This is a genomic window from Deltaproteobacteria bacterium (genome assembly GCA_011773515.1).
Taxonomy (GTDB): Bacteria; Desulfobacterota; Deferrimicrobia; order J040; family J040; genus WVXK01.
On sequence record WVXK01000039.1, the window covers coordinates 1 to 6,765 of the forward strand.

Here is a 6,765-nt window from a genome sequence, read left to right on the forward strand (position 1 = left end):
GTTCGGTGTTCCTTCTGGCGGGGACCTGCTGCCCGAACCGGGCTATTCCCGGGACGGGTTGCTTTGAGCTGCTTCTCTGTTTACCCCCTCCTGCATTACCTTCTGCACCCTCTCTACCAGCTCGTGTATCCGGCCCGTCCCGTATCCATCCGTTTCTATCGGCGAAAATATTTCAACTTCGATCGTCCCGGGGTTGATCCTGAAGGTGCCCTTCCTCATGATGTCACCGCTTCCCCTGATGGCTACCGGGACGATGGGAAATCCGCTGTGCAGGGCGATGTGAAAGCCTCCCTTCTTGAGGGGTAACAGGTCACCCGATTTGCTCCTCGTTCCTTCCGGGAATATCATGATCGATGCGTTGCCGGAAAGACGGGAGAGGGAGTTCTTGAGGCTCTCTATTGCCTGGGACCGGTTTCCCCGGTCCACCAGGATGTGGCCGATCGACTTTACCGCCCACCCAAAAAAGGGTACTTTTGCGAGTTCTTTCTTGTACACCCATCTCATCTGGTTGGGGAGGGCCATGGCCACGGCGGGAATGTCGAAGTAAGACACGTGGTTCGACATGAACACGTATTGCCCGTTCGGATCTATATTCTCGATTCCCTTGACCCGTAATTTGACGAAACAGGTCTTCAGGGAGAGCACACAGTATATCTTGGAAAGGCTGTAGGCTGTGTTCTGGATTCCCGGAATCCGGACGATGAGAACGAGCAACACGATTGCCGAGCCGATTACGAGGGTATAGAAGGCGATGAGAAGCGCCTGGACACACGTTACCAGAATCAATTGCTCTCTCCCCCCCCGCTTGCGAATTTACACAATGAGCGCAGCGGGCAGCTGTTGCACGCGGGTTCCTTCGGCCTGCAGACGCTCTTCCCGAGCCGGATGAGGCTTACGTGGAGTTGCTGCGCCAGGCCTTCCGTGATGCAGGGCTCAACGGCCCTCCGTATCTTTTCGGGCGTGTAGGTATGGGGTACCAGGCCCACGCGCTTTGCGATCCGCTGAATATGCGTGTCGACGGGGAAGGTCTTGCGGCCGAAACTGAACAGCATCACGATGGCAGCCGTTTTATCGCCGATCCCCCTGAATCCCGTGAGGTAGTCAATGGCCTCCTGGGTTGGCACGTCTTTCAAGAAGTCCAGGCTTATCTCCCCCCCCTGCCTTCTCATCCCGGCGAGAGCATCCCGAATCGCGGTGCTTTTCTGATTTGCCAGGCCGGCAACCCGTATCGCCGTGGCGATTTCCGCCGGGGGTGCCGCTGCGATCGCCTCATGGGTGGGAAACCGCTCTTTCAGGGAGGCGTATGCCCGGTCCCGCAGGGGTCCGTTGGTATTCTGGGAGAGGATGGTCCGGATGAGATTGTCCACCGGGTTTTCCCTGTTGCGCTTTGCTCTTCCGGGGGCGTTCCTGATCGAGAGCGCCTCCTCCATCTGCTCAATCTTTTTCTTCACGGCCCTTTTCCATGGAAATTGCAAGGAGGAGCCCTTCTTCCGTAAGCCTGACAGCGGGGGCGAGCTCCCAGTATTCGATGAGCCCCTTGGCCCGGAGGGACCTGACGGCGTCTTCCAGCTCGTGCCTCATGATCCCCGCCTCCTTATCGAGGCCCTTCATGTTGGGCGCTGCACCGGGGCCGAACTCTTTGTAGAAAAGGTAGAGCGCCTGCAGTACCCTTCGTTCCCATTCGTTCGACAGGGGGCTGTCCGCCGGTTTCCTTCTTTTCAGCTTTCCCGATCCTCCATGGTTGCGTCTGTGTGCTTTTTCATGTTCGCCACGATCTTCTCGAGGTTCCTGAGCTTCCGCCACCTCCTGATCGACCCGGGAACCATGGCGAGTATCCCCCCGATAAGCCCCAGGGTTACCGACGCCATTATCACGATGCTCTGCGATGTTTCCCAGACGAATTTCAGAAACCTTACCTGAAGGCTGTTCTGGTTTTGCAGTGCGAAAATTCCAACGCCGCCGATGACGATAAAGACGATCAATAGAGACAGTCTCATGATTTTCTCCCTTTGGAAATTGTTTTTTCGGGAGTGTGTGGTTCGCACATTTCCTTCGCGGGGTCAATCATCGAAGAAATACTTTTCCCGGTCCCTCTCCTTGCCGGGTTTCCTGAGGTTCATCATCTTCTCACGCAGCCCCTCGCATATGCCTTCCATGGGGCACTCTTCCTTGCATGGGTCTATGTGCGTGACCACGTGAGAATCTCCGAGCGAGTCTTCAATTTCCATTTCGAGGTGTTCCGCCAGGCTGTGGGCCTCATCCACCGTCGCGAGCCTGCAGACGACGAGGTGGAAATCTATGTGTTTCATGGAACCGGCGCTGCGCGTCCTCAGGGCGTGGACGTCCACGACCATGGGCCTGTGCCTGTCTATTATATCATTTATGACCTCCTTTACATCCTCGGGCAGTTCCCTGTCGAGGAGGTCGTCGAGCACCCCCTTTATGAGGGGGAACGTCGCCTGAATGATGAATATGCCAACGATGAGCCCGGCAAGGGAGTCGAACAGGGGGTTACCCGTTACCTTGACGAGCAGGAGGGCGATGAGGATGCCAGCACCGGAGTAGACATCCGTCTTGAAGTGCAGAGAGTCCGCCGTGAGGGCGGGAGATCCCGTTTCGCGCCCCGTGCGCTCGATTTTTCGTGCGACGATGAAGCTCACCACGATGGATAAAATCATCGTGCCGATCCCGGCCTCGGTTTGTCTCGGGCCCTGGCCCACGATGAAACGCCGGATCGATTCGTAGATTATCCAGGCACCGATGGCGTTGATGACGGCCACCTGGAATGCCGTTGCCAGCGCCTCTACCTTTCCATGGCCGTAAGGGTGCTCCTTGTCGGGAGGGGCGGCGGATTTTTTCACGGATACCAGGGTTACGGCGGACATGAAAATATCCCCTATGTTGTCTATCGCAGAGGAGAGGACGCCGAGGGACCCCGTGATGATAGCGACGACAAATTTTGCGATGGAGAGAAAAATGCCGGTCCCGAGCGACAGCGTTGCAGCCCTGATTTTCTTTGCCTCGTTTGCCTTTTTCCTGTCGATGTGAGTGGATCCCGTCCCTTCCACGTCCCTTACCACCTGTACGTCCTCACATCCTGGTACCTGGTTGCGATGTAGGTTATCACTGTCGACACGACGCTCACCGTTAGGGCCCCAAAAAGCGCTGTCAGGAATCCTTCGACGCTGAAACCGGGGATCATCCAGTCGACGACTTTGAGCATGAATGCGTTGATAAGGAGGGTAAAGAGGCCGAGGGAAAGGATGTTTATCGGCAGGGTGATGAGAAAGACGGCGGGCTTGATGAAGGCGTTGATGAGCCCGAGTATTATCGCCGCCAGGATACCGTCTCTCACGGAAGCAACGGTGATGCCCGAAAAGCCATAAGAAATGAGCATGATGGAGAAGAAGTTCCCCAGGAGCCTGAACAAAAAACTCTCGAAAATCATGTTTTCTCCACTTTTCTGCAGTCGTGTGTCGGGCTACCGTACATTATAGCCCAATTCTACTCTCCTTTCCCTGAAGAGGCTGGCCGGGGAGAGATACTTTTCCCCCGTTTCCTGAACAGAAGCGGAATGCCAATCAGGGGCAGGAGGCTCAGGGAGAAAAAGGTTACGTCGAAGCCCCCGTATTCAAGGACCATTCCGAGCGCCCCCGATCCTACCACCAGGCCGAGGTCGAAAGCGCCCGTAAAGAGGGCCATGCTTATTCCGCTGTTCTCGGTTCCCGCCTCGTCGACGATCAGCGCCGAGAGGGAGGGGAAGAGAAAACCGTGCCCGATCCCCGTGATGACCGATGCAACGATAAGGATCAGCGTGTCGTTGGAGAACATGAGAAGAGCCGTCCCCGATGCGAGCAGGGAGAGGGAAAGGATGGCGGAAACGTCCTTGTCCACGCTGTCGACCACCTTTCTCCAGACGGTGCGCGTCGAGATGACCGAGAGGGAGTAAAAGAGGAGGAAGATAAAAATCCCGTCGCTGGCCTCTTTGAAGAGAAAAAGAGGGAGGAAGGTGAAGATTCCGCCGAAGGTCGTGCCGAAAATCAGGGCGAGCAGGACGTAGACGAGGATATCCCTGCGGAGAACCTTCAGGACCCCGGAGGGGCCGATACCCGCCTTTTTCACCCGGTCTTTCATCCACAGGGCGGGGAGGGCGGAGGAAAAAGCCACGCATGCCCCCATGAGGAAGAGGGTGTTGAAGCTGAAGGCCGCGATTGTTGCCTCTCCGAGCCAGCCCCCGATGGCGGTGGGTATGAAGAAGGACAACCCGAAGACCCCCAGCGCTTCCGCCCGCCTCTCCTGCGGGGCGTGGGAGGCGATATGGGCGTAGGCGAAGGTGGCGAAAAATGAGTACCCAACGCCCTGGAAGATGCGGTAGAGGTAGAGCATCCCCGAGGGCGCCTGAACGAAGAACCAGGGGAGCGTGGACAGGGAGGCTATGATCGAGCCGCCGATTATGAAACGGACCTTGTTTGTCCTGTCGGCAAGCCAACCCCCCAGGGGTTTGAAGGCAACGGATACGAAGGTTCCCGTGGCCATGACGAATCCGATCCGGGAGGGGCTGAGCCCGATGCTGTCGAGAAAGGGCGGCATGAAGATGAATATCGTCGCGTAGAGGGAGTAGAGGAAATTGGACGCGTTCAGGAGAACATAGTCTCCCGTATAGACGGAACTGTTCCTGCTCATGGGCCGTTGTGAAACGGTTTGAATTCCGGTAATTCGGTATACCACATAATGAGAGACAAAAATACACAGCAAGTTTCATAATTCCGCACACATGGGACCATAAGCCGGCTGCCGGAATGGTACGGAGGGTGGGGACGCCTTTCTGTTCGCGGGCTTTCCCTCCTCATGCGGTGCAGTTGAAGCCTTGCCTTTTTCGCCCAGTTCAAAAATAATAGGTGTAAAGGTTTCCCCAGGGAAGGGCCGGTCATGATTTCGGTAGGGATTGCACAGCTGAATCAGGTGGTGGGTGATTTCACGGGCAACAGCGAGAGGATTGTGCGCAACATTCGGGCGGCCAAATTCCGGGGCGCCGATATCGTCCTCTTTCCCGAGCTCGCCGTTACCGGATACCCGCCGGAAGACCTTCTCCTCAGGCCGGACTTCGTGGAGGAATCGGAGCGGGCCATACGGGACATTGCGGCCGAGACGCAGGACATCCTCGCCGTGGTTGGTTTTGTCCGCAGGGAGGAGCACATCTACAATTCGGCCGCCCTCATCCACAGGGGGAGGATTCACGCCTGCTACGACAAGATGTATCTTCCCAATTACGGCGTCTTCGACGAGAACAGGTACTTTTGCGCCGGCAGGCAACCGCTCGTTTTTTCCTTCCGCGGGGCCAGGATCGGCGTGACCATATGCGAGGACATCTGGCATCCTGACGGGCCGCACGTTGTAGAGGCCGCAGCGGGTGCGGAGATCATCGTGAACATTTCGGCTTCGCCCTATCATTTCGGAAAATGGGAGCAGCGGGAAAAGATGATTTCCACACGGGCGGCCGACACGAAGACCTTTTTCGCCTGGTGCAACATGAGCGGCGGCCAGGACGAGCTGGTGTTTGACGGTGCAAGCATCTTCGTGAACGAAAAGGGCGAGGTGGTGGGGCGCCTCCCCCTCTTCGAGGAAGCCCTGGAAGTTCACACCGTCGAAACTACCGGCGTTTTCCGGGGCAGGCTGCACGACCCCCGGATGCGGGAGGAAGAAAAGAGGATGCGTCTTGCCGGCGAGATTCCGCGCACCGTTGATATTCCCGAGGTGAGGAAATCAAGGAGAAGGAAAAAAACCCGGATGGCCGGCTCTGCAGAGCGCCCCGTTTTGGAGAGGGAGATATTTGACGCCCTCGTCACGGGGACCCGGGATTATGTCAGGAAAAACGGGTTCAAGAAGGCGGTCATCGGCCTCTCGGGGGGAATAGACTCTTCACTCGTTGCCTGCGTGGCCGTGCAGGCTCTCGGGAGGCGAAACGTTATCGGTGTATCCATGCCCTCGGCCGTATCTTTACCCGAGAGCGCGGACGACGCGAGAGAGCTGGCACGGAACCTGGGGATAAAATTTCACCTCCTCCCGATAGAGGGTCTCTTCAACGGTTTCGTCACGGCCCTCGATCCCCTCTTTGCCGGCAGGAAACGGGACGTTACGGAGGAGAACCTCCAGGCAAGAATACGGGGCATGATCCTCATGTCCCTCTCCAACAAGTTTCACCACCTCGTCCTCACCACGGGGAACAAGAGCGAGTTGAGCGTTGGCTACGCGACACTCTACGGCGATATGGCAGGCGGCTTTGCCGTGATAAAAGACGTCTACAAGACGATGGTGTACCGGGTCGCACGCCATTATAACGAAGAGATGAAAAAGAAGGTGATTCCCGAACGGGTATTTGCCAAGGAGCCGTCGGCCGAGCTTCGGCCGGGGCAGAAAGACTCCGACTCACTGCCGCCCTACGAAGTTCTGGATCCCATCCTGATGGAATATATCGAGGAGGACTGCGGGATCGACGAGATCGCGCGGCGGGGATTTCCCCTGGCGACGGTAAAAAAGGTCGTGGCCATGGTGGACAGAAACGAGTACAAGAGACGGCAGTCCCCTCCCGGTGTGCGGATTTCTCAACGGGGCCTCGGAAAGGACCGGCGCATGCCCATCACGAACCGGTTCATCAAAAAAGAGAGAGAATTAAAGAGCCCGCCGCCAAACCCGGATAGCAGCCCCAAATGATCAGCCGGTATTCCGCAATCCGCGTTCCGCATTTCCATGAACTGTAAACTGTGC

Annotated in this window: 8 protein-coding genes; 1 reads left to right on the forward strand and 7 read right to left on the reverse strand. The window is 57.1% G+C overall.

Annotated features, from left to right (window positions below; translation table 11 throughout):
- Nucleotides 1-42: 42 nt before the first annotated feature.
- The 7 genes from GTN70_04015 to GTN70_04045 all read right to left on the reverse strand — a co-directional run bounded on the left by GTN70_04015 (nt 43) and on the right by GTN70_04045 (nt 4,683).
- Nucleotides 43-786, reverse strand: coding sequence for a 1-acylglycerol-3-phosphate O-acyltransferase (locus GTN70_04015; GenBank protein ID NIO16155.1), 744 nt, complete (start codon nt 784-786; stop codon nt 43-45).
- Nucleotides 783-1,451, reverse strand: coding sequence for an endonuclease III (locus tag GTN70_04020; GenBank protein NIO16156.1), 669 nt, complete (start codon nt 1,449-1,451; stop codon nt 783-785). Before GTN70_04020 ends, GTN70_04015 begins: the two co-directional genes overlap by 4 nt.
- A complete protein-coding gene (locus GTN70_04025; GenBank protein NIO16157.1) occupies nt 1,435-1,611 on the reverse strand; it encodes a hypothetical protein in 177 nt (58 codons plus the stop codon). The genes GTN70_04020 and GTN70_04025 overlap by 17 nt, the downstream gene beginning before the upstream one ends.
- A gap of 107 nt (nt 1,612-1,718) precedes the next feature.
- The gene (locus GTN70_04030) at nt 1,719-1,997 is read right to left on the reverse strand and encodes a DUF1049 domain-containing protein (GenBank protein NIO16158.1); all 279 of its coding nucleotides are present in this window, start codon (nt 1,995-1,997) and stop codon (nt 1,719-1,721) included.
- A 63-nt stretch (nt 1,998-2,060) separates the two neighbouring features.
- The gene (locus tag GTN70_04035) at nt 2,061-3,080 is read right to left on the reverse strand and encodes a cation diffusion facilitator family transporter (GenBank protein ID NIO16159.1); all 1,020 of its coding nucleotides are present in this window, start codon (nt 3,078-3,080) and stop codon (nt 2,061-2,063) included.
- Nucleotides 3,074-3,448 (reverse strand): phage holin family protein, encoded by a 375-nt coding sequence (locus GTN70_04040; protein NIO16160.1) that lies wholly within the window; start codon nt 3,446-3,448, stop codon nt 3,074-3,076. The genes GTN70_04035 and GTN70_04040 overlap by 7 nt, the downstream gene beginning before the upstream one ends.
- 56 nt (nt 3,449-3,504) lie before the next feature.
- Nucleotides 3,505-4,683 (reverse strand): MFS transporter, encoded by a 1,179-nt coding sequence (locus tag GTN70_04045; GenBank protein NIO16161.1) that lies wholly within the window; start codon nt 4,681-4,683, stop codon nt 3,505-3,507.
- A gap of 246 nt (nt 4,684-4,929) precedes the next feature.
- On the opposite strand from GTN70_04045, the gene GTN70_04050 reads away from it, so the two are divergent.
- Nucleotides 4,930-6,711: an NAD+ synthase gene (locus tag GTN70_04050; GenBank protein ID NIO16162.1), complete on the forward strand. Its 1,782-nt coding sequence runs from the start codon at nt 4,930-4,932 to the stop codon at nt 6,709-6,711.
- Nucleotides 6,712-6,765 lie beyond the last annotated feature (54 nt).